Annotated in this window: 27 protein-coding genes and 2 tRNA genes; 17 read left to right on the forward strand and 12 right to left on the reverse strand. The window is 23.4% G+C overall.

The features are described from left to right. The 5 genes from DDW03_RS00190 to DDW03_RS00210 all read left to right on the forward strand — a co-directional run. Window positions 1-2,113 (forward strand): DEAD/DEAH box helicase (locus DDW03_RS00190; RefSeq protein ID WP_228615047.1); only part of this gene is annotated, 2,113 nt, incomplete at its 5' end. A gap of 4 nt (window positions 2,114-2,117) precedes the next feature. After that, complete coding sequence (locus tag DDW03_RS00195) at window positions 2,118-2,330, forward strand: hypothetical protein (RefSeq protein WP_228615048.1); 213 nt, start codon at window positions 2,118-2,120, stop codon at window positions 2,328-2,330. A gap of 46 nt (window positions 2,331-2,376) precedes the next feature. Continuing rightward, window positions 2,377-3,123 carry a beta clamp domain-containing protein gene (locus DDW03_RS00200; RefSeq protein WP_228615049.1) on the forward strand — a complete coding sequence of 249 codons (747 nt, stop codon included), beginning with the start codon at window positions 2,377-2,379 and terminating at the stop codon, window positions 3,121-3,123. A 196-nt stretch (window positions 3,124-3,319) separates the two neighbouring features. Further along, on the forward strand, window positions 3,320-3,562 hold the full coding sequence (locus DDW03_RS00205; protein ID WP_228615050.1) for a histone family protein: 243 nt from the start codon (window positions 3,320-3,322) through the stop codon (window positions 3,560-3,562). A gap of 66 nt (window positions 3,563-3,628) precedes the next feature. After that, window positions 3,629-4,240, forward strand: coding sequence for a hypothetical protein (locus DDW03_RS00210; protein ID WP_228615051.1), 612 nt, complete (start codon window positions 3,629-3,631; stop codon window positions 4,238-4,240). On the opposite strand, the gene DDW03_RS00215 is transcribed toward DDW03_RS00210, so the two are convergent. Both DDW03_RS00215 and DDW03_RS00220 read right to left on the reverse strand, forming a co-directional pair. Beyond that, the gene (locus DDW03_RS00215; RefSeq protein WP_228615052.1) at window positions 4,211-4,867 is read right to left on the reverse strand and encodes an endonuclease III domain-containing protein; all 657 of its coding nucleotides are present in this window, start codon (window positions 4,865-4,867) and stop codon (window positions 4,211-4,213) included. The two genes, DDW03_RS00210 and DDW03_RS00215, sit on opposite strands and share 30 nt — an antisense overlap. Then, entirely contained in the window at window positions 4,848-6,083 is a 1,236-nt protein-coding gene (locus tag DDW03_RS00220) for a M16 family metallopeptidase (RefSeq protein WP_228615053.1), read from the reverse strand. Before DDW03_RS00220 ends, DDW03_RS00215 begins: the two co-directional genes overlap by 20 nt. An 88-nt stretch (window positions 6,084-6,171) precedes the next feature. Between DDW03_RS00220 and eif5A the strand changes: the two genes are divergently transcribed. Then, a complete protein-coding gene (gene eif5A / locus DDW03_RS00225; protein ID WP_228615054.1) occupies window positions 6,172-6,573 on the forward strand; it encodes a translation initiation factor IF-5A in 402 nt (133 codons plus the stop codon). Further along, a complete protein-coding gene (locus DDW03_RS00230) occupies window positions 6,573-6,926 on the forward strand; it encodes a hypothetical protein (RefSeq protein WP_228615055.1) in 354 nt (117 codons plus the stop codon). Before eif5A ends, DDW03_RS00230 begins: the two co-directional genes overlap by 1 nt. On the opposite strand, the gene DDW03_RS00235 is transcribed toward DDW03_RS00230, so the two are convergent. Beyond that, window positions 6,910-7,803 carry an endonuclease V gene (locus DDW03_RS00235; protein WP_228615056.1) on the reverse strand — a complete coding sequence of 298 codons (894 nt, stop codon included), beginning with the start codon at window positions 7,801-7,803 and terminating at the stop codon, window positions 6,910-6,912. The two genes, DDW03_RS00230 and DDW03_RS00235, sit on opposite strands and share 17 nt — an antisense overlap. Before the next feature lie 40 nt (window positions 7,804-7,843). On the opposite strand from DDW03_RS00235, the gene DDW03_RS00240 reads away from it, so the two are divergent. From DDW03_RS00240 to DDW03_RS00265, 6 genes are read left to right on the forward strand one after another with little or no spacing between them, the layout of a single operon-like run. Then, window positions 7,844-8,101, forward strand: coding sequence for a hypothetical protein (locus tag DDW03_RS00240; protein WP_228615057.1), 258 nt, complete (start codon window positions 7,844-7,846; stop codon window positions 8,099-8,101). Further along, complete coding sequence (locus DDW03_RS00245; RefSeq protein ID WP_228615058.1) at window positions 8,098-8,619, forward strand: 50S ribosomal protein L15e; 522 nt, start codon at window positions 8,098-8,100, stop codon at window positions 8,617-8,619. The genes DDW03_RS00240 and DDW03_RS00245 overlap by 4 nt, the downstream gene beginning before the upstream one ends. 39 nt (window positions 8,620-8,658) lie before the next feature. Continuing rightward, window positions 8,659-9,348, forward strand: coding sequence for an ABC transporter ATP-binding protein (locus tag DDW03_RS00250; protein WP_228615059.1), 690 nt, complete (start codon window positions 8,659-8,661; stop codon window positions 9,346-9,348). Continuing rightward, window positions 9,329-9,928 carry a SufD family Fe-S cluster assembly protein gene (locus DDW03_RS00255; protein WP_228615060.1) on the forward strand — a complete coding sequence of 200 codons (600 nt, stop codon included), beginning with the start codon at window positions 9,329-9,331 and terminating at the stop codon, window positions 9,926-9,928. The genes DDW03_RS00250 and DDW03_RS00255 overlap by 20 nt, the downstream gene beginning before the upstream one ends. A gap of 30 nt (window positions 9,929-9,958) precedes the next feature. Next, a complete protein-coding gene (gene radA / locus DDW03_RS00260; protein ID WP_228615061.1) occupies window positions 9,959-10,936 on the forward strand; it encodes a DNA repair and recombination protein RadA in 978 nt (325 codons plus the stop codon). 33 nt (window positions 10,937-10,969) lie between these two features. After that, window positions 10,970-11,221 carry a PRC-barrel domain-containing protein gene (locus DDW03_RS00265; RefSeq protein WP_228615062.1) on the forward strand — a complete coding sequence of 84 codons (252 nt, stop codon included), beginning with the start codon at window positions 10,970-10,972 and terminating at the stop codon, window positions 11,219-11,221. 104 nt (window positions 11,222-11,325) lie between these two features. Here DDW03_RS00265 and DDW03_RS00270 read toward each other — a convergent pair whose 3' ends face one another. Both DDW03_RS00270 and DDW03_RS00275 read right to left on the reverse strand, forming a co-directional pair. Then, window positions 11,326-11,544, reverse strand: a complete 219-nt coding sequence (locus tag DDW03_RS00270; protein WP_228615063.1) for an LSM domain-containing protein — start codon at window positions 11,542-11,544, stop codon at window positions 11,326-11,328. A 55-nt stretch (window positions 11,545-11,599) separates the two neighbouring features. After that, window positions 11,600-12,019 carry a 30S ribosomal protein S8e gene (locus DDW03_RS00275; RefSeq protein WP_228615064.1) on the reverse strand — a complete coding sequence of 140 codons (420 nt, stop codon included), beginning with the start codon at window positions 12,017-12,019 and terminating at the stop codon, window positions 11,600-11,602. A 56-nt stretch (window positions 12,020-12,075) separates the two neighbouring features. Between DDW03_RS00275 and DDW03_RS00280 the strand changes: the two genes are divergently transcribed. Together DDW03_RS00280 and DDW03_RS00285 are read left to right on the forward strand one after the other, a co-directional pair. Beyond that, a tRNA-Leu gene (locus DDW03_RS00280) sits at window positions 12,076-12,176 on the forward strand. 207 nt (window positions 12,177-12,383) lie between these two features. Then, window positions 12,384-14,075, forward strand: coding sequence for an archaellin/type IV pilin N-terminal domain-containing protein (locus DDW03_RS00285; RefSeq protein WP_228615065.1), 1,692 nt, complete (start codon window positions 12,384-12,386; stop codon window positions 14,073-14,075). 132 nt (window positions 14,076-14,207) lie between these two features. Here the strand turns inward: DDW03_RS00285 and DDW03_RS00290 are convergent. Beyond that, window positions 14,208-14,281 (reverse strand) — tRNA-Phe (locus tag DDW03_RS00290). Window positions 14,282-14,350: 69 nt separating this feature from the next. Here DDW03_RS00290 and DDW03_RS00295 point away from each other — a divergent pair. After that, entirely contained in the window at window positions 14,351-16,159 is a 1,809-nt protein-coding gene (locus DDW03_RS00295) for a helicase C-terminal domain-containing protein (protein WP_228615066.1), read from the forward strand. On the opposite strand, the gene DDW03_RS00300 is transcribed toward DDW03_RS00295, so the two are convergent. The 6 genes from DDW03_RS00300 to DDW03_RS00325 are packed head-to-tail and all read right to left on the reverse strand — an operon-like array spanning window position 16,160 to window position 20,752. Beyond that, on the reverse strand, window positions 16,160-17,338 hold the full coding sequence (locus DDW03_RS00300; protein ID WP_228615067.1) for an ABC transporter permease: 1,179 nt from the start codon (window positions 17,336-17,338) through the stop codon (window positions 16,160-16,162). Further along, window positions 17,325-18,755 (reverse strand): COG1361 family protein, encoded by a 1,431-nt coding sequence (locus DDW03_RS00305; protein WP_228615068.1) that lies wholly within the window; start codon window positions 18,753-18,755, stop codon window positions 17,325-17,327. The genes DDW03_RS00300 and DDW03_RS00305 overlap by 14 nt, the downstream gene beginning before the upstream one ends. 31 nt (window positions 18,756-18,786) lie before the next feature. Then, entirely contained in the window at window positions 18,787-19,485 is a 699-nt protein-coding gene (locus DDW03_RS00310) for an ABC transporter ATP-binding protein (RefSeq protein ID WP_228615069.1), read from the reverse strand. Further along, on the reverse strand, window positions 19,482-20,117 hold the full coding sequence (locus tag DDW03_RS00315) for an HAD hydrolase-like protein (RefSeq protein ID WP_228615070.1): 636 nt from the start codon (window positions 20,115-20,117) through the stop codon (window positions 19,482-19,484). The genes DDW03_RS00310 and DDW03_RS00315 overlap by 4 nt, the downstream gene beginning before the upstream one ends. Next, entirely contained in the window at window positions 20,118-20,420 is a 303-nt protein-coding gene (locus DDW03_RS00320; RefSeq protein ID WP_228615071.1) for a hypothetical protein, read from the reverse strand. Window positions 20,421-20,443: 23 nt separating this feature from the next. Further along, window positions 20,444-20,752, reverse strand: coding sequence for a hypothetical protein (locus DDW03_RS00325; protein ID WP_228615072.1), 309 nt, complete (start codon window positions 20,750-20,752; stop codon window positions 20,444-20,446). 48 nt (window positions 20,753-20,800) lie between these two features. Between DDW03_RS00325 and DDW03_RS00330 the strand changes: the two genes are divergently transcribed. Then, window positions 20,801-21,472, forward strand: coding sequence for a metallophosphoesterase family protein (locus DDW03_RS00330; protein WP_228615073.1), 672 nt, complete (start codon window positions 20,801-20,803; stop codon window positions 21,470-21,472). Window positions 21,473-21,601: the final 129 nt, after the last annotated feature.

A 21,601-nucleotide genomic window follows, 5' to 3' on the forward strand; every position in this document is an offset into this window, starting at 1 on the left:
TAATTTACATTTATATATATTAAAAAATCACGATAAATTATTTTATTTCTTTAGAAATTTAGATTTAATTGTTGTAGATGAATTACATTCATATAGAGGCGTATTCGGAACAAATGCTGCATATACATTTAGAAGATTAATCAGATTATTAAAATATTTCTATAAAAATAATAATTTTAAAATATTAACATTATCTGCAACATTAAAGAATCCTATAGAATTCGCAAAAAATATGTTTGATCTAGATTTTGAATTAATTGATAAAGATTATAGTAATAAATATAAAAAATATATAATTTGTTTAGATCCAAAAAGTTCAAGTTCTAGATTATTATTAAAAAGGTCAATAAGGATTTTATTAGAAAATAATATAAAATCTTTAATATTTATTGAATCAAAGAAAGGTGTTGAATTATTAAAGTTAGAATCTCAAGATTTAGATAAATATAATAAAATTTATACATATAAGGCAAGTTATTTAAGGGAAAAGAGGAAAGAAATTGAGCAAAAATTTAAATCTGGAGAATATTTAATATTATTAACTACACCCGCATTAGAACTTGGAATAGATATTGGAGAAATAAGATCTGTAGTAAATTATGGAATACCCAGGGATGGAATTTCTTCAATAATTCAAAGATTTGGAAGATCTGGAAGAATTTCTGATTCAATAGATATAATGATATTTAAAAAGGATGCATTAGACTTTTATTATTCAACAAATATAAAAGAATTTTTAGATAGAATTGAGAAGAATAAGTTAGATAATATTCCATTAAATTTAGATAATGAAAAAGTTGTTAAGAAACATTTAAAATATTTAATATATGAATTTGGGAGAATTGATAAAGGTATATTAAATGATTTAGAGAAAAAGTATTTGGAAGAATTGGAAAAGGAAAATGTTGTATCAAAAATAAAGGATCCATTATTTGGTAAGGAATATTATAAATTAAATAATCAAGTAATATATTCTGGATTAAGAAATATTTCGGATAAAGTATATTATGTTGTAGATTTAACAAAGGAAGAAGAAGATATGATAAAAAGAATAAAGAAAAAGGAAGGATTAATAAGGATAATAAATATGTTAAAAGGTAAAGGAAAAATTTTGGAAGAAATGGATGAACACTCATTTTATGATTATCTATTACCTGGAATGGTATATTATTCTTCCGGAAGGGCAATTAGAATAACAGATTATTATAATATAGATAATGTTACATTCGTATTCTTTAGACCAGAATTTTCAAATATAGAAACAAGTCCAATATATTATGAAGATGTAAAAATAATTAATACAATAGATAAAAAGGTAATAAATGATTGGGAAATATATTTGGGAGAAATAAAAGTAAAAAAAGAATTTGTAGGATATATTGAAAAATATAAAATGGGGGAAAATTATATACAAAATATAAATTATTATGAGAAAAGTATAAATTATGAATTTAATACAAAGGCAATATGGATTATAATACCTGAAAGATATCAAAAAGAATTGGAAAGTATTTATTATAATTTCTTTTTAGATAAATTAAAAAAATATATTGAAAAGAAAAAATATAATATAAATGTTGACGAGATATTGAACTTTTCTTCTACTATAAGTAAAGATTTCTTTTATGAAAAATATAGAGGGTTAGCAAGTAAAAAAATAAAAGAAATAATTGGAGAATTTTTAGAAAAAAATTATGGAATAAAGGATAATATATTAGTATTTTTAGTTAAGAAAATTGTTGATTATGAATCTTCATTTAGATCTGGACTACATGCAATAGAACATAATATAATAAAAATATCCCCAGTTGTAACATTTGTAGATTCGCAGGAACTTGGTGGATATTCTTATCCAATTCATCCACAAACAAATAAACCAACAATATTTATATATGAAGGATATGAATCAGGTGTCGGTTTAGCAGAAATATTATATAATAATATAGAAAAATTAATTAAAAAATCTATAATATCTTTAAATAAATGTAAATGTTTGGACGGATGCCCAAGATGTATATATTCCCCAAAATGCGGTAATTATAATGAATATTTAGATAAATATTCTGGGAGATTCATATATAAAATATTTTTAAATACTAAAATATCTAATTGATTTTATGAAAAGTCAAATGATGACACATGGTAGTGCGTTCATGGTTGCATTGATAATAGCAGCAATATTGTTGGTTGCATATTCATATTTTGAGTATCATAATTTTACGGGGGGTTTTAGTGATTTTGTAACATTATTCCAACATTACTATATTCAGGTTGGGATAATTTTTCTCATAGGGTTTATATTTGGATATACTCAAGGTAAGGCTTATTAGAGTACACTCTAAATATATATTTAAAATTTTTTTGGAATTATAATGAATGAAGGTAACCTTCCCACAAGCTAAAGAGATAAAAAATATATTACCTGCGATAGTAAGTTTTTTATCGGAAGGAACATTTAAAGCAAATAAGGATGGTATATTTTTATCATCATTGGATCCAGCAAATGTTGCAGTAATTTTATTGGATATGTATCCAAACATGTTTACAGAATATGATGTACAAGATGAAGAAAAATTTACAATAAATTTAGAAGATTTAAAGAAAATAATGACAAAAGTTGCATTAAAGAACCAAATATCGTGGGAAATAGATAAAGAAAAAAATAAATTTGTTTTAACTGTATATGGAAAAGCAAAAAAAGTATTTACCTTACCATTAATAGAATCTGAAGGATCATTTATGGACTTACCAAGCTTAGAATTATCTGTAAAGGTTGAGATGGATTCAAAGGCATTTTATGATATAATAGAATCTGCAAAAGTAATTGCAGATGAAATAAAAATTGTTGCAGATCCGGATGGTCCAAAGGTATCATTTATTGCTGAAGGTGAATTGAAAGATATGAGAATTGATTTAACTCCACAAGATGAGAGTGTATTATCTATGGAAGTTCCATCAAAAGCAATGGCAAGATATTCTATAGATTATTTGTATAAATTATCTAAAGTAGCAAAGATATCCGATACATTAACATTTAAATTGGACTCTGGAAAACCAATATGGATTGATTATAAGTCAACTGATAAATTTAAATTTGGATTTGTATTAGCACCAAGAGAATAGCCTATTTTTTAAATATTTACCCCAATTTTAAATTTGTTGGGTAAATTCTATCTTTTTGATATATACCCATGGGATACGTAATATAGTAAAATAAAAATGTGTGTGATTAAGATCTCAAAGTATTTTTATGATAAGATTTGGTTTTCATCAGTCAAAATATGAAAAATTTATAAGGAAGTTTAATAATATATATTTTATGGCAAGAGGAGAGAGGGGAATTCCAATGGCTGTAGTTGAAAGAATCTTAAAGCAAAAGGGTGAACAGGCAGGAGTAACAAGAGTATCAGATAAAGCAATCAGATACCTAAAACAAGAATTAGAAGATATAGCATTAGAAATTGCAAAAGAAGCAGTTTCATTGGCAAATCATGGAAAAAGAACAACTGTAAAGAGAGAAGATATACAATTAGCAACAAAACAAATATTCAAGAAGATGTAAAGGCTATATAATAATTTTATTTTTCTTTCTTCTATATTTTTAAATATAACTTTGTTATAGTATTTTATGGAGATAATGAGCTTAGCTTCTCTAGAAGAAGAGATATATCTAAGAGGATTAACAGGATATGTTGCAGCAAAGAGAATATTTGATGGATATAAGAATATAGCAATAATAACATATCCAGATAGAATATGTTCTGCTCTATCATCTTCTTTAGTATCTTCTTTAATATTAAAAGAAGGGTATAGAGATAAAATAGCAAGAGTATATGTATATGATGAGAATAAATTGAATGATATAGCAAAAGATATTGTAAAAAATAATTTTGATGCTGTATTTATTGCATATGGTGGCGAACAAAAGGTATCATATGTATCTGAAATAACAAAGAAAACAATATTGGCATTAAAAAATGCTGGATATAAAAATTCATTGTTAATCCATATGAGAATTTGGGTTGCAACAAAACAATTATCCGAAATATTGAATGATGAAATAAGAGAATATCTAAAATCTTTAAAGGAAATAAGAACATTTACGGGAGATTTACAAAACAAGTTATTCTTATTCCATAAAGTAAAGATAGATAATGGAGTAAAATTAGAAAAATATGCAGAAGAAAAAATTACAGATGAGCATGTAGAATTAATAAAGAGATCGGTTCCTCCTAAATAGTTTTTTATAATATTTACAATATTTATTTATTTTACATATATTGCATTTTGGATTAATTGGTTTACATATATTTCTACCGAATAAAACAAATAGAAAATTAATTTTATTATAATATTCTTCAGGTATAACCTTATATAATTCTATTTCAGTCTCTTCAGGATTTTTTGTTTTTACGATCCCAATTCTGTTTGATATTCTATGAACATGTGTATCTACTGCAATATAGTTTTTATTACATACAATTATTAAATATACATTTGCAATCTTTCTTCCAACACCAGGTAATGATCTAATATATTCTTCATCACAATATTTATTATAATCCCATTTTTCAGCAATTTCTTTAATCCATTTTGCTTTATTATTATATAATCCAATATCCCTTATTGTATCCTTTATTTCTTCTAAAGATGCATTTCTAATATCCTCAAGTTTATTATATTTATTAAATAATCTTTCAGAAACTTCCAATGTTTTTTCTTCCCTTACTCTTATAGATAATAGTACTGTTATTAATACCTTAAAAGGGTCTTTATATTTTTCCCAAATATATGGGGATGCAAGTTTTTCGTTTATATTATTTTCACTTAATGTTTCTTCAATTCCTTTAATTATTTCTTTTATCATAATCTTCAGGGTAAATTATAACTTTTTTACCTTTTTCAAATAAATCATATATATATTTATTATTTTCTTCAATGAAATCTTTATCTATGTTTGATAATATATTATATACATTATTGAAATATTGATCATAATCCATATTTAATATTTTTATCAAATATGGATCTGTTTCTATTCTTTTTACTATATTTTCCTTTTTAAGATTATAATTGAATTTATATATATTTGATCTTGCTTTCTTATATTTATTATCTACATTTTTTAAATTATCCAAAAATTCTTCAATAGCATTATCCAATATTTTTTCTTTATCAATTTGAAATCCAGGTATAATCAATGAATATATAATTTCATCATCATAGAAATTTGATAAAGAAAGTGAGGGAGAATATCCTATACTATATTTATTTCTAAATATTTCAAATATTTTTGAAGATGCACCCAAATTATAAAATTCTGTTAATGCATCAATTAACATCGTATTTTTAATATTACTATTTAAATTAATACTATAATATATCTGTTGTATATTTTTCATTTTTATTATTATATCTTTTCCCTCTCCTTTAATTGGGTTTTTTAATTTTATATCATTTCCTTCCAATCTAGAAAAATATTTTTTGACAATTTCAACATCTTTATCACTTATATTTCCTTCTAAAAATATTGAAATATTTTTAGGAGAATAATATTTGTATTTAAATTCTTCTAATGTATCTTTTGTTATATTATTAATTGTTTCAATATAACCTCCTATAGGATCTCCATAATCAGAATCTCCATAAACAGATTTTGATAAATTATCTTCCAAAAATATTCTTGGATCTTCTTCTCTCATCATTATTTCTGTTTTTACAACATTTTTCTCATTTTCAAATTCATTATTATCATATTTATCATTTTCAAACATCCAATAAAATAAATCTACAATATTTTCAAATCCTTCTTTCATTACTGCAGCAAAATATAAAGTATAATTATAATAGGTCATTGCATTATGAATTGATCCGCTTTCTTCAAATAATAGATGTATTTGGTTTTTATTATATTTTTTATTAGACTGAAACATCATATGTTCTAGTAAATGAGAAATTCCCCTAAATTCTTTATCTTCAAATATTGACCCAATATTTACTAATATTCCTATTGCAATATTCTCATTTCTAAATGGTACTTTATATAATTTTATTCCATTATCTAAGATTTCATAATCCACCATTACTATAATTTATTTTATTATGTTTATGTATTTTGAATAAAATATTCAATAGTAATATATATAAGTAATTCAAATTAATAATAATTTTATGCCAGAGATACAAGTTAAGAAGGTTATTGATTTAAAGAAAGGATCATATATATGGTATAATAATGAAGTATGGGAAGTATTAGAAATGGAAACTGCAAAGACAGGTAAACATGGTTCTGCAAAGGCAAGAATTTTAATAAGATCTATAGTATCTGGAAAGACTACAGAGTTAGTAAAGCCAACACAGGATCCAATAGAGGTTCCTGTAATAAATAAAATAAAGGGACAAGTTATTGCAAAAATATCAGATGATAAATATACAGTAATGGATTTAGATACATATGAAACATTTGATGCAAAGGTATTGGATGAAAATTTAAAGGGTAAGATACAAGAAGGACAAAAGGTCTTAGTTTGGGATGTTGGAGAGAAATTAATTGTACAGGCATTTAAGGAATAATGTTTTTATCCGATATAATAGAAAAGCTTTTTGATGATAAAAGTAAAAAATTAAAATTATCAAAATTTATTGAAGAAATTACTCCTGAGAGATTGAAAAAATATATAAAGAAATTTTTGGATTATTCATTTCCAGAAACAAAAAAAGAGCTTTACAGATCATATTTAATAAATACAGCGAACTTTTTTATTTCTATAGGGTTATATGAATTAATAAACCATAATAACTATATAAAAGAAGATTATTTATTATATAATATTTTAGGATATTCTTATTCAATGATCGTTCCTACACTTTATTATAAGATAGAAAAATTTAGAGAAATAATTAATAGAATTATTCCATATGTTTAATTTTTTTACTAATTATATCTGCTAATCTTATTGGTTCTGGATATTTTCCACTTATCCAATATTTTTCAGATAATTCTTTTGTTTTTTCTAATGATATTAAATTTCCTGGTGAAGAATATATTATTTCTCCAAATTTTTCTATTTTATATGCCCTTATTTCATTATTTATTATAATCTTATTATCAATAACATTTCCAGATAACAATTTTTTGGTTATTCCAATAGTAGGTATATTTAATTTTACCCCAACATATGATGCTAAACCCAATTTGAATGGATGAGAAATCCCATGCCCATTTACAAATAATATATCTATTTTTTCTTTTATTTTATTAAATGTTTTTATAATCGGTTCTCCATCTCTAAAAGCTAAAAATGATGGTATATATGGAAATTCAACTTTCTCTTTAAATATATACTCATTTATTAATTCTAAATTTTTATCTAATATTACATATACTACATAACCTATATCATCTTTATAACTTAAATCAACACCACCTATTAAATTTATATCATTTATTTTATCTTCTAAAACAATTTTTTTAGCCAATTCTTCCTGAATTTTCCTATATTTTTTTAATATTTTTTCTTTTACATTAAAATTATTAAATAAATATTTTTCTAAATTTATTATTTTATTATTTACAATTTCAACCCCTTCTTTTTTTAATAATTCTTCTTGTATTTTATTATTTATTATCCCATCAGAATTTACAACCCTCCACCAGGGTCCATTTATTTTTTTATAATAATTTATAATAAATTTTATTGAATATGTATCCCCCAAATATTCTGATAGTATTTTAAACGTTGTTACTTTACCATATGGAATACTATTAATTAATTTGCTCAATTCTTCTATAATTTCATGCATAATATATAATTTAAAAAATTATTTATAACAAATATACAAAATGGAAGATTGGATGAAAGAAAGTTTGTTAGGATTAATATTAATAATAATAGGTGGATTTTTAATATATCATTGGTTGGGAGAAACTATATTAGTAATAAAGGGATTGATAGGATTAATAATATTAATATTGGGTGTATTAATATTATGGATCGGATATGAAGATATAAAATTAAATAAAGAATTAAAAGAGGTGCAAAAAGAGTTTAGTGAAGAGAATAAGCAAGAGCAAAAACAAGATAATCAAAATAAACAATGAAGTCCGCATATAAATATATTTTTGAAACATGGAAAAATAGATTTAAAGATGAGAATTTAAAGAAACTAATTAAAGAAAGATTAATTAAATGGAGAAGGGAACCTGAAATTATTAGAATAGAAAGACCAACAAGGTTGGATAAAGCTAGAAAATTGGGATGGAAACCAATAAATGGAATTATACTTGTTAGAATAAGGGTAAAGAAAGGATGGAGAAAAAGAAAAGATATGCCAAGACATGTTAAGACAAAAAATTATTATTATTATAGATCATTAAATATAAGTTTAAGAGCAATTGCTGAACAGAGAGTACAAAGGAAATATCCAAATTTAGAAGTAATAAATTCATATTATGTTGGAGAAGATGGTAAATATAAATGGTATGAAGTTATATTGGCAGATCCAAACAATCCAAATATATATAATAGAGAAGAATATTCTTGGTTGCTTAATAGTAAAAATAGAAAAAGAGCTTTAAGGGGTTTAACTCCAGGATTTAGGTCTTTTAGAGAGATATAACATAGTTATATTTATAAGGGTTTGTAATATATTTTTTAAATGCTAAAAATAGAAGGACTAAATGTTTATTCTGATAATAAAAAAATATTGGAAAATATAAATTTGGAATTTGAATATGGGAAATTATATCTAATATTTGGTCCAAATGGTTCTGGAAAAACAACACTAGCAAAAGCAATATTAAATGATGAGAGTTTAAAAAAAGAAGGAAAAATATTTTTAGATAATGTAGATATAACAAATGAAAGGACTGAAAATATAGCGAAATATACATATTATTCTTTTCAAGATCCTGTTGAAATAGAAAATATTAGAACAAGGACATTATTAATGTATATTTTGGATAATTTTGATGAAAAAAAGATATTAAGTTTAGGAAAAGATTTGGGATTACCAGAAGATTTTTTAGATAGAGGAGTTAATTATAATTTATCTGGAGGAGAAAAGAAAAGGTTTTCATTATTATTATCAATATTATTAAATAGAAAGGTTATTATATTAGATGAAATAGATTCTGGAGTAGATATAGAATTTTTAAATAAATTAAAATATTATTTGTATCAATTTAAAAAAGAAAATAAAATAGTAATATTAATTTCTCATAATTTTAAATTTGTAAAAGAATTGGATATTGATAAAGTAATAGTATTAATTGATGGAAAGGTAAAATATGTTGGAGATAAAAATATATTAAATAAGATTGAAGAATATGGATTCAAAGTTTTTTAAAGATTTATTTAAAAAGTATTATGAAAAAATATTTGATAATTATAAAATAATTGAAAAAGAATTTAATATAAATAAAAATCAATATATCGAAATTAATTTGGATAAAAATATTTATTATAATGTTTTTAATATAGATAATTCTGAAGTAAAAATAAGAATCAATAATAATGATACTTCAATGATATATAATGAATTTAATATAATTGGAAAAGTAAAGATAAACATTTTAATCAATAATTCCGGAAATTTAAGAATATATAATTTATATAAAGTAAATAGCAATTCTTCCTCAGATTCAATAGAAAAGATATATAATAAAAATAATGTTGTTCTAATATCTAAAATATTTATTGATAAAAATTCTGAAAACTCTGAGGGGAAATTATCACAATATCTATTTGAAGAAAATGGTATATCAATTCTATTACCAATATTGGATATAGAAAATAATAAATCAAAAGGATTTCATGGATCTAAAATATTAAAATTAACTGAAAAAGAAGAAAATTATCTAAGATATTTATCACTAAATAAAGAAGAAATAAAAAACATTTTAATGAGAGAATTTAACTTTATATAAAATTATAAACTTTAATTATATATTCTTTTAATGGAAGAGGAAGAAAAGAAACAAATTAGAGATTTGGAAGATTTACCTGGTGTAGGTCCAAAAACTGCACAGAAATTGAGAGAAGCTGGTATATTTTCATTAGAAGATCTTGCAGTATCTTCTGTTCATGAATTAGTAGAAAAAGCTGGACTTGGAGAAGAAACTGCTAAAAAATTATTGGAAATAGCTCAAGATTATGTTGGACAAGGGTTTGTATCTGCATATGATTTTTATAATTCAAGAAAAGCTGTTGAAAGGATAACTACAGGTTCAAAAGCTCTTGATGATTTACTTGGCGGGGGTGTTGAAACACAGGCATTGATAGAGGCTTTTGGTGAATTTGGTTCTGGAAAAACACAGTTGGGTCATCAGTTATCAGTTAATGTTCAATTACCAAAGGAAAGAGGTGGATTAAGTGAACCTGACAAACCAGCTCAGGCAGTTTATATTGATACTGAAGGAACATTTAGACCAGAGAGAATTGTGCAAATGGCAAAGGGTGTAGAATTAGATCCCGATAGTGTATTAAAGAATATAATATTTATAAGGGCATATAATTCAGATCATCAAATAAGTATTGTAAAGAAAATACCAAGCTTAATTCATGAAGGAAAGAATATAAGATTAATAGTTATAGATTCAATTACTGCGCATTTTAGAGCAGAATATATTGGAAGAAGTAATTTAGCAGAAAGACAACAAAAATTAAATCAACACTTAAGAGATTTATTGAAATTAGCTACAGTTTATAATTTAGCAGTATATGTAACAAACCAAGTTATGGCAAAACCTGAAGGATTTTTCGCTTTAGATCAACAGGCAGTTGGAGGACATATTTTAGCCCATGCAATTACATATAGAATATTCTTAAGAAAGGGTAAGGATAGAACAAGGATTGCTAGGTTAATTGATGCACCTCATTTACCTGAAAGAGAGGCGGTATTTAGAATAAGTGAGGAGGGTGTTAGGGATGTATAAGCTTTATATTTAGATATTTTCTATTTTATATATATGGAAAGATATGAAGCATCATCCTTATTAAACAAACCAGTTGTTACAGATAAAGGTAGAAAGTTGGGGGAAATTGCAGATCTACAATTTGAAGAAAAAACAGGTGAAGTATTGAATATCATATTAAAGAATCCTACTGAAAATGCTGAAAGATTGGGATTGGAAAAAACAAAGGATGGATTTTTAGTACCATTTATGGCAGTAAAGGCAATTGGCGATTATGTAGTAATTTCTGAAGAAGATTTAGTATAGATTTTTTATATTTACTTTATTAATTAAAAACAAAACAATATTTGAAATTATAATTTTATCTATGTTTTATGATTAAAAATAAAAAAATATGGAAATTATTCTAATTATTCTGCAGGTTTTATAACAGATATATTATCACCCCTTAAGAATATCCAAGGTAATTTTTTATTAGTATCCAATTCTGTTACATCTTCTAATACCATGTTTGGATGAACATCAGAAGCTACCAATTTACCTCTATATTGTTTACCATTCTTCATTTCTACTATTATTTCTTTTCCTTTTGACTGTGTTATTATATCTAATGGTCTTACTATGTCCATAAACAAAATATACAAAAAAGATTTTATAAATTTATTTTATAAATTGATTTAAAAATTATTCTTTTATTAATATTCCATTTATAATTCCATCTTGACCTGGTCTTGATGTTACTAAAACTTTTCCTATTTCAGTATTTAATATAGCATTTTTAGTTATTATTTTTTCTCTATCTAAGTTTTTATCATTTGGATTTTTAATAACACCCAATATTTTTACTCTTTTAATTTCTTTTGTTTCTGGATTAAGTACATTTACATATAAAGCACCCTTTAATTTTACTTTATAATTTCCACCTTTCGTTCTAAATATATATCTTATTTCTTCATTACCTTTTGATATCTTTGTTAGAATTGGATATCTTCCATAATTTGCTTTTCTTTTTTTACTATTAGGAGATTTTATTTTACCATTTTCTTTTCTTAAATCTCTACCTTGGTAAACAGATAATCCTCCTTTTTTGTATATATTTACCATTTTATTTTTATGATAAAAAAGATTTAAAAAATAAAGTGTAATAAAAAATAAAATACGCGGCGGTGCCCGAGCGGTCAAAGGGGTCGGGCTTAAGACCTTAGTTGGTAAGAAACCCGATGGGTTAGTCCCGTCAGGGGTTCAAATCCCCTCCGCCGCATTGAAATTATATTTTTTATAATTCTAATTAATAATTAGTAATTATTCATAGATTAATTTGAATAATATATGAATAATACGCTAAATAAACATAATATAAAGCCATAAGATTATCTATTATATCTTTTTGTTATCTAATTTATTATTATATTCAAAGACTTAATTATTCATAAAAATTTATATATTAAAAAAAAACGGATAATATAGTATGAAATCTATTTCCCCAATAATAGCAACAATACTATTAATTGTAATGGTAGTAGCAATAGCAGGATTAATGTATGCATGGCTATCTGGAATGTTTTATTCATTAACATCTTCTTCATCTCAACAAATTCAACAGCAATCTCAAATGGTATCTTTTACAATAAATAATGTATTTTGTTCAAATAATACATTATATTTTGATATCTACAATAATGGAAATGTACCTATTTATATAAATAATTCTGAAATAATATTTACAGATAATAATGGTAATAATACACCTATAAACGGAAGCAATATTATTTGTAATAATGGAAATATAATACCTATAGGAAGTAATAGTTTATGTTATATAATAAATAATTTATGTTATTATAATGTTACAAATTATATAGAAAGTATGAATTTTGTATATAATGGAATAAGTTATAATTATGGTATATCAGGTAATAATAAATTTAATTTATTATATGCTCCTAATAATTCTACTAGTAATTTAACATCAAGTTCATCTACTAATACTAACACTAGCTCAGGATATACTCCATTAGTAATATATGATATCCCAATAACAATATATAATACTCAAAATATTTCTACACCCTCTCCTTTTCAACAAGATATTGCTATTTGCAACGGAACCTTAAATGTAGGTTCATCTTTTGCTTATATAAATGATCCAACATTATTTAATCAAATAAATCCAAATGGACAAAATGTTTATTTTTCAACATTATATAGTAGTAGTCCAGATATTTACTCATGGTATGAAGGTCAACTAAATTATAATGGAGTTACATGTGATGTATGGTGGATAAATTTACCAAATGGAATTCCTGCAAATAGTAGTGTAGTAGTATATCTATATATAGGAAATAGTTCTTCTAATTATTATTCTCAATATTATCCATATGTAGGTGCTTCTCCTCAAGTAATTTCAGGATATGATAATGGTCAAGATGTATTTGTAGCATATGGATATTTTAATAATACATTTGATGGATGGAGTGGATATATCTTTACAGGATCTTATTCTCCTACAGCAACCCCAAATGGTATTGAAATGCTAAATAGTGGTTCTTCCGAAGGCACATATATTTTACCTCCAAATAATGGAAATATTCCAGAAATACCTTTAATTGTTGAAGAAGCTTGGTATTATTCTGGTATTGGACATGCAAATGCAATAGCATTATTTGGAAATACAAGTAATCAAATTTATGCAGCCAGTATTGGAAGTACTGCAGGTGTAGATACACCAGCATCTAATTTATCTACATTTGCGCAATTTCAGTATGATTATGGAACTAATCCTCCCAATTCTCAAGCAGATATGTTAAAGTCTGCAGTAACAAATCAATATTTAAATTATACATCTTTCCCAAACACAGGTGGCACAATTTATTCATATTTAATTGTTAATTCCACATATGCACAAACTGGGTATTATAAATATAATGGTGGTCAAGTATGGGCTCCATTAACATTATTAGATACATACAGTATAAATAATAATGGATATACGTATTCTAATTTAAATTATAATCCTTTCCAATATGGTACATTAGAAATAAGTGCAGGAGATGGTGTTTATGATACGTCAACTCAATATGTAGAATGGGTAATAGCAAGAGCATATCCTCCAAATGGTGTAATGCCTTCAATTTATATTATTGCTTATGCAGTTATTTAGTTAATTTTTCAATATCAGATAATTTAGATAATAATCCTATTATTTAAAATATATTAGAAATCTTTTCTAGTAAATTTAATTATTTCCATCAAAACAATTATTTCCATAATTACTGTTTATAATATCAAAACCTGGGGCGGGTGGGATTTGAACCCACGACCTTCCGGTCTTCAGCCGGACGCTCTCCCGGTCTGAGCTACCGCCCCTTCGATTATCAATATTTTCATTATTTATTTTTTAAATTTTTCAAATTATAAAACATTCTTTAATTTATAATGATAGAAAAATATTATCCAATATTAAACAATAGACCATTTCAAATTGATGTTATAGAAAAAATATTAAACTATATTAATGAAAATAGAAAATTCATTTTATTGGATTCTCCTACGGGTTCAGGTAAAACGATTATTGCATTGGTGATTTCTGATTATTTAGCAAAAGAGGATTTTATAACTCATATTGCTGTAAGAACAACTGAAGAAATAAAAAGATATTTAGAAGACTCATTTAAAATAAATACAATATTAAGGGTATATCCAAATAAAAAGAAAACATGCCCAATATTTTTTAAATCAAATTTATCTGGAGAAGAAATAATATGTGCTGATTGTATATATAAAAAATCTTTATATGATCCAGAAGAATTATATAAAAGATTAAAGAAATATAATTATAATTTTATTAAATTGACAAAAATAGAATATAAGAAATATTTAAAAAAGAAGGATGTAAGATGTATATATCATTCTTTTAAGAAAATTGATTCAAATATTTATATTTCAACATATCCATATGTTTTTAATCAATATTTAAATGAAGTATTATCTTTAGAAGGAGAACCTGATTTTTTAATAATGGATGAGTCTCATAATTTATTAACATCAATTATAAATCCTATGTCAATATCATTTAGAAAATATATAGAAAAAGGTATTGGAAAAAGGAATGAGGAAAATTTATTATTTCAAGATTTAATAAAAGAATTAGAAATTATAAAAAATGCTTTAAATATACCTGAATATGATTTTGAATTAATAAGATATAATTTAATGAAATTTTCAGATGAATTATTATCATTTATAGAAAATGTAATTGCAAAGAAATTTAATACAAGGGATATATATTTAATAAAAGAAAGAATGGAAAAATCTTCAAAAGAAATATATATAGATAGAGAAAAATTAAAGGAAATATTTGATTCTAATGAAAAATTATTGGATAATTTATCATTTTATTGGGAGACATATAAAAGGTATGTTTCAAAAAATAATATTAAATTACCAAAGAAAAGATGGAATATAAATAAAATATTAAAGTTATATTATTATATAAATTATGAAGATATTTTTTGGATATTAAATTTATTTAAATTAGAAGGATATATAACAAAATTTGAAAAAATAATTAAAGTATTTGATAATTATAAATCAGTAATATTAATGTCTGGAAGTAATTTTACAAAAGAAAGTTTCCAAAAATTATATAAAATAAAGGATGTAGAATATATTAAAGTTGATATAAAATATGGAAAAAAGGATTATGAAGTATTATATAATTTTTCTTCAAGATATTCAAAAAGAAATGATAAAAATAATATAGAAAATTTAATAGGAGATATAAAATTTATTGCAAATAATTTAGAAAAGTATCAATTATATATGTTCCCTTCATATTCTTTTATGGTAAATATATATGAAAAATTAGATATAAAGGACAGAATATTTTTAGATGATGGTGAGAAACCATTAAATAGAATATTAAAAACAACTAAAGATATAATATTTACATATGCAAGATCAAGATTTATAGAAGGAATTCAGTTAGTAAAGGATAATCAATCATTATTAAAGGTAATTGTAATTGTTGGAAAACCATATCCTCCACCACCAAATGCATCAATATTAATATATAAAATAATTAAGGATAATAATTTGGATTATAATGAATTGGCAGAAGTATTAAAGGATATAAATATTAAACAAGTAATTGGAAGGGCAATAAGATTTCCAAATGATCATGTTAAAATATTTTTTATAGATGATAGATATAAAAAGGTGGAAATTAAAAAATATTTGCAATAATTATTCGTATCTCAATGCAACCATCGGATCAATTCTAGAAGCTTTTATTGCTGGTAATGTTCCAGATAAAATACCTATAAAGAATGGGAATACTAAAGAAAAGATTATTAATTGTACATTAATATATGGTTGTAATCCAATAAATCCATAGAACTTTAATACTGAAGAAGCTATATATGATGTAAAGAATCCGAGCATTATTCCCAAAATACCTCCCAATAACCCAATAAATCCAGATTCTAATAAAAATAAAACTAATACTTCTATATTTTTCATTCCTAATGCTTTTAATAATCCAATTTCTCTATATCTTTCTAAAATTGATGTATACATTGTATTTACAATATTTATTGCTGAAATTAATATAGATATTGATGCAATTATTAATGAAAACATAGATATTCCACCAATTATTTGATCTGCAATTTGTTCAATAGATTGTGCAGTTACTATTGTATATGTTTGACCCTTTAATGAATTTATATAATTATTTATTGAATTATATGCTATATTATAATTATAAACAATTACAATTAAATAATTATAATTTATATTTCCAAATATTTTTTCATATTCACCTTCTGGAAATAAAATAGTATAATCTGGGTTTCCACTAGTTTGTTGTAATATCCCAACTACCTGACATCTTTGTCCAAATATATTTATATAATCTCCAACACTTATTTTTTGATTATTTAATGAAGGAGAATTTGCAATTTGATATCCCAAATCTACTTGGCAATTATTATTATTTGTTATAAAAGTTCCTTCAAGAATATTATAATCTACATATGTTAAATAATTTATGTCATTTGTATTAATAACTAATACATCTGCAGGTATTTGATAATTATTATATTTAATTATTGTAGAAGTCGAATATGCTTTAATAACCCTCTCTACTCCAGGTAATGTTTTAATATTTTCAATAAAACTATTTGTAAAATATCCAGAAATAGAACTAACAAATCCAGCTCTTGCACCAGGAAAAATAAATATCGCCTTATTTCCAAATTTATTTAATTCACTTTGAACATAATATTGTAATCCTTGAGATAATGCAATTAATGTAAATATGGTAGCTATACCAATTGTAATTCCTAAAGATGTTAAAAAAGTCCTTAACTTTTTTGTTTTCAAATATTTTAATATTAAAAATAAATAATCATTTATTTTCATTTTTCTTTCTTTTTATTATATAATATATTATACCCATAAAGATTAGAGCCAATATTATTATATCAATTACAATATTTCCAGACGATTTTTTATAATAAATATTATATCCAAGATATTCTAGAGAGGTATTATAAAGCATTGTATATTTATTTCCAAAGATATCATTATAATATATTTGTATATATACTGTTGTGTTTGGATAACAATTGTTATTTAATGTAAATACAACAGAATTTGAATTTCCAGGATCCAATTCTCCAATATATCCCTGATTTGGTGAAATAATACATTCACCAGAACTATAAATATTTATATACATATTATATGCTGGTGCATTTCCATAATTGAATATATTAAATGTTAATGTTCCAGAACTATATGATCCAGATAAAGTTATATTTGGATATGCATTTATATTTTCAACAATGTATCCGTTTAAATTATATAATATTGAATTTGAATAATATTGAACATTAAATGGAATATTTATGGTTCCATATAAATTATTATTTACAATTACTGTTATTGGAATATTTATTTCTTGTCCTGGTAATATATTATTAATATAAATGTTATTATTTGCAATTGAAATATTTGTACCTGTAAATGTTAATGAAATGTCTGATATATTTGAATTTGTTGGATTATATAATGTTAAATTAATTATATTTTCTCCAATATTTAGATATCCAACATTATATAAAACTTCCAATCTATTATTTGATGGTAAAATAGGTACATTAATAATTGTTGTATAATTGTTAATATTTCCTAAAGGATCTTGATAAGTTATAAATAATGGAATTGTACAATAATTATTTGCATAATTTGATGGAATTAATAATTGGAAATTAACTAATGTAGAACCCGATAAATTAGATAAATATATTGAAGAAGGTTCTAATGAACATAAAGATGAATTTGATTGAATCAATACATTATATATTTCTTCTCCATAGTTTGTTATATTTAATGTTAAATTTGCAATACTTCCATAATAATTATTTGAATAATAATAATTACTAATTGTTATATATGGTAAATTTTCTACAAATATTGGATATATCTGTGAAATTTCACTAACTCCATTACTGTTTGTATAACTACCATTTATTATTATATCATAACTTCCAGGATTACAATTTTCATATAAATTTAATGAAGTGCAATAAGAATCTCCAGGATTTAAATATGGAATATAAATTGAAGATTGATTGGAATATATACAGTTTGGATAATATATATTTAGAGTAATCAAATTTGCCTGAGATTGGTCATTATTTACTATACAAACACCTAAATTTATATTATTATTGCTGTTTACTATTGTTGGGGATATTTTTGTAATATTTATTTGTAAAGAATATATATTAAACAATAAAAGGGCTAGCAAAAATATATAGATATATTTTTTCATGAGATTATTATATTTAAAACATTTATAAAAATTATTTTAATAATTCTATTGTTTCATCTATTGTAGCATTATCTTTTAATATTTTTCCATTTCTTATTACTACTATCCTGTTAGTTTTTTCTGCTACTCTTAAATCATGTGTTACTATTACAATTGTCCTATTTTCATCTTCATTTAATTTTTTTAATATATCTAATAATTCTTTTGCAGATTTTTCATCAATGTTTGCAGTGGGCTCATCTGCTAAAATTAATTTTGGATCTTTTGCCAATGCTCTAGCAATAACAACTCTTTGCTGTTGTCCTCCAGATAATTGATTTGGATAATTATACAATCTATCTCCCAATCCAACCTTATTTAATAATTCCTTTGCTTTTTCTAAATTATTATTTCCAGAAATTCTTAAACCAATTTGTACATTTTCTAATGCATTTAGATAATTAAATAAATAATATTGTTGGAATATAAATCCTATATACTTTCTTCTTAGTTCAGATAATTGATTATCATTTAATTTCGATATATCTTTATCAAATAAATATACTCTTCCTTTTGTAGGTCTATCTAAGCATCCCATTATTGCCAATAATGTAGATTTTCCTGATCCAGATGGTCCAACTATTGATAAAAATTCTCCCTCTTTAATTTCTAAACTTACATTATCCAATGCCTTTATAGGATATCCTCCAACATAATATATTTTTTCAACATTTTCTAATTTAACTATCATAATCTAATATATTTTTCAATTTCAAAAATATTTATTATTTTTGGTAAATCAATTTCTGGATAATACCATGCCAATTTTAATGGATATGGTGGATAATATATTCTTTTAAATAATTTTATATTTAATTTATTTTTTATTTGATATAAATTCGTATTTTTATCATCTATATATATTATATCTCTATCTATATCTATTAAATATTCAAATACATCAATAATTGTTTTAAATTCCTCAGTTCCATAAACTAATATGTCTTTAAAATATTTATCCAAATTCGTTTTCTTAATTCTTTTTATTTTAATATCTTTTGTATCATCAGTAGATGTTACTAAATATAAATCTCTATTTTTATATTTTTCTAAGAATTCTATAGTTCCAGGTAATATTATCTGATTTTCTGACCTCATTTTCCAATAATATTCAATTATTTCATCTGGATTATCTTTTATTAAAAATCTTATCCATTTTCCCCTTTCAAATATTCCAAAATAATCTCCAAGATCTTCTACTGCAAGCATTGCTTCAGTAAATCCTTCATATAAATTTAATTCTTCTCGTATTTTTTCATAAATTAGAGGTATAACTGTATAACTATCTACGAGTGTTCCATCATAATCTAGAGAAATTATCATTTAAAATACTTCCTGATCTAATAATATTTTATATCTCAATAGATCTTGTGTAATTAGTACAATACTATCATGTAAAATCTTTTGTATATCCAATACTTTAATAAATATTTTGTATTCATCTTCTTTTAATAAAGGTCTTTTTAATTCTTCACTATCAAATTTTTCCAATTCTTCTAATAATGTTTCCAATTCACTAATACCATCTTTTAATTTATCAATATTCCTTTTAATATCTTTAATAATTTTTATTTCTTCTTCATTTAATTTTTTATCATGATCTATTGCATCCCTTTCAGGATCCATAAAAAATAAAAAATCATTGGAATTTATAAACTTACTTCTATTCTTTCATTATATTCCTTCTCAATATTCCATATTTTAATATCTTTCGTATACATTTGCTTTGGTTCTTTAGTATTGTCATCTAATACAATTACAATTGTTCCTGTTATTAATTTTCCAGTTCCAATAGATTCTTCTATTTTAAATCCTAGCCTTTGTATTAATTTTGTTACATCTTTTTTATATTTATCTATTATCTCCCTATTATTTGCTGCTATTGCCCCATATACATTTGTAATAAAACTTCTACCTGTTGGATTTACGGGCCTTAATAATTCTATAGATATTTCCATTATGAATAGTTATATTAAATATATAAAAGTTTTCTTTATAGATTATCAATGAAATTTTTGGTAACCTCGGATCTTCATCTACCAATTTTTTATAAAGAGTTTTATGAGAGTTTAAATAACATTAATGAAAAGATAGATTTTGTTATATTATGCGGGGATATAATTGATAATAAAGAGCATATTTATTTAAAGAAACTATATTATTTGTTAACTAATAAATTTGGAAATATAAAAATATTTTCAACTTTTGGAAATAATGAAGCATCAATTTTATTAAATGGAGAGAAAGATAAAGATTTTTATAGAAGAGAATATAATTTTATTAATTGGCTAGATTATGAATATTACAATTTAGGCGAATATTATTTATTGGGATTTGAAGGTTTTCCTGAGAGAACATGGAAAATGGTAAATATTGAAAATATAAAGGAATATTATTCTAAGAAATTGGAAAATATATTTAATAGCTTAGATAAAAAAATAATTGTTTTTTCTCATTATGGTTTATTAAGAGATACTGTTTTAGGAGATCCTGCGCCAGAATGGGCATTGTATTCAAAATATATTGAGAATTTAATTAAAAAATATTCTGATAAAATTATTTATGGATTTCATGGACATGCTCATCATTCAAAAAATTATAAAACAAAGATAAATAATACTGAAATATATAATGTTGCATTTCCATTACATAAAAAACCTTTAATCTTTGAAATATGATTATAATATTTTTTGATATTTTTAATTTTAATAGTTGATATTACTTTTGCAAAAATATTTGTAATTATAACAAAATAAGAAATATTTTAGTATTTTGGAAATTTAAACCAATCCAGATAAACTTCATAT

Source organism: Candidatus Nanobsidianus stetteri, assembly GCF_003086415.1.
Lineage (GTDB): Archaea > Nanobdellota > Nanobdellia > Nanobdellales > Nanobdellaceae > Nanobdella > Nanobdella stetteri_A.